Annotated in this window: 2 protein-coding genes; both read right to left on the bottom strand. The window is 42.0% G+C overall.

Annotated elements, in window-relative coordinates:
* Positions 1 to 124: 124 nt before the first annotated feature.
* Positions 125 to 766, bottom strand: a complete 642-nt coding sequence (gene trmB / locus G470_RS0111555) for a tRNA (guanosine(46)-N7)-methyltransferase TrmB (RefSeq protein ID WP_028274925.1) — start codon at positions 764 to 766, stop codon at positions 125 to 127.
* Between the two features lie 90 nt (positions 767 to 856).
* Entirely contained in the window at positions 857 to 1,639 is a 783-nt protein-coding gene (locus G470_RS0111550; protein ID WP_028274924.1) for a phosphotransferase family protein, read from the bottom strand.
* Positions 1,640 to 2,031: the final 392 nt, after the last annotated feature.

Genomic DNA, 2,031 nt, shown 5'->3' with positions numbered 1-2,031 from the left:
GTTCTTGAGCCGTATGTTTACTGTTTGAACGCACAAAAAAATCCCCCTAAAGTAGTTTTACTTTTTAAAGTGTCTACTTTAGGGGGAGCATATCATTAAATCAGGTTGACGGCCTTTTTATTGGTTAATTTTCAAATCCAATAATTGCCCGGTAGATGCGGTTTCCTTTTTTAGAGAATTTTTCTTCGTATTCGGTCATAACGTTGTCTTCCACATCGCTGTGGTGAAGATCCAATTTCACATCTTCCAACTTCGCTCCGTACTCAGAAAAACTGACTAACGAGTACTCAAACAATCCTTGGTTGTCTGTTTTGAAGATGATTTCTCCATCATCGGCCAACACTTTCTCATACGTAGTCAGGAACGTTTTGTACGTCAGGCGTCTTTTTTCATGTCGTTTTTTTGGCCATGGATCAGAAAAGTTGAGATAGATGCGTCCAACTTCTCCTTCTTCAAAATACTCTTGCAAGTTAGCTGCATCAGCCTGCAAAAGAAGCAAGTTCGGCAGCTCTTCTTCCAATTGTTTTTCCAATACGGAGAGCAGTACGCTTGTCTGCAATTCGATTCCTACAAAGTTGACATGTGGGTTTTGTTTGGCCGTTTCGATGATAAATTGCCCTTTCCCCGTTCCAATTTCGATATGGACAGGATTGTCGTTGTTAAAGTTTCCTCGCCATTTCCCTTTTAAAGTTTCCGGCTGTTGAATGACGTATTCTGGATGGGCTGTTAATTTTTCCATTGCACCGGGTCTGTTTCGTAATCGCATATGTGTTTCCCCTTTTTTATATATATTGTTTCCGCACATTGGCAAGGCCGGGACAGAAACGTCCCGGCCTGTTTGTACATTCATTTCTCATTATTTATCCGTAAGTACTTTTTCCAAAAGAATGAGTTTGTGATTCATTTTATGATAGCGTGTTTCTTGGTGGCATCGTTTGATGTCCATCAAAAGCGTGCTCACAGCGTACCATTTGACTCTTTGACTCAGTTGCTCTGTCCATTCGGCTCCATAAGAGGAAATCCAATTTCCCCATTCTTCCTTAGGCACATATCTTCCAAGAAGCATTCCCAAATCCAGTGCCGGATCGGCAAGGATAGCAGAATCCCAATCAACCAAGTACAACTTTTGGTTATCCGAGAGCAACCAATTTTTGCGGTACACGTCACCGTGACAAACAGACATGTTTTCTTCATCGACAACAAAAATGGAGTCTTCCAAATAACGGGCCGCTTCTTCCAAAAGTGGATGTTGTTGGAGTTGATTGTTTAGGTTTTCTTGATAACTGCGCAATAACTCATCGGGGAAAAATGTTTTTCCGCCGACACGCACTAACATTCGTTTCAGAGTCTGGGAGTGGTGAATTTTACTCAACATTTTGGCGACATTTGGAGAAGCCATTTCTTGACTGGTCAGACTACGGCCGTTGCACCATTCTTGAGCGGTCAATACATCTCCATTTCCAATCCGTTTCGTCCACATCAACCTAGGAGTGATGCCCTCTACGGATAATGCAGCAAGGAAAGGGGATGAATTCCGCTTCAAAAATAACTTTTCTTCATTTTTTATACCCATGTAGGCTTGTCCAGTGTCGCCTCCTATGGGGTGAAGCTGCCATCCAGTCTCTCGTTCTAATTCCATATTCAATCATTCCCCGTTAGTTATGTTCCCTGTATCCCGTACATCCGTTAAGACAAAAAAACGACAGACTCCTTCCAGGACATCCATCTGATTACTCGTCTCTATTGTAGTGAGAAAAAATAATCCCGTCAAGCACACGAACGTTCTTTTTTATGCCTCGTCCAGTCTCGTCCTACGCGGGAACTGGACTCCGGCATTCACTTCATCTATGACAATTTCGTGAATGCCGGTGCTTTTTTCTCGTCGAATGTCCAGTGTAACACGTTATCACTTGTTATACCAGTGCTCCACAAGCTTTGTATGCGTCAAGTTTTCCTCGGTAACCTTTATTCTAAATGACCCTTAATATAAATGCGGTTATTTGTTTCTATTCATTTAACTAAATGAAAGGG

Origin of the sequence: Atopococcus tabaci DSM 17538, from assembly GCF_000429585.1 — a bacterium.
GTDB lineage: Bacteria > Bacillota > Bacilli > Lactobacillales > Carnobacteriaceae_A > Atopococcus > Atopococcus tabaci.
The sequence above is the reverse complement of the archived record's forward strand: the minus strand, read 5'-3'. Positions and strand labels throughout refer to the sequence as shown.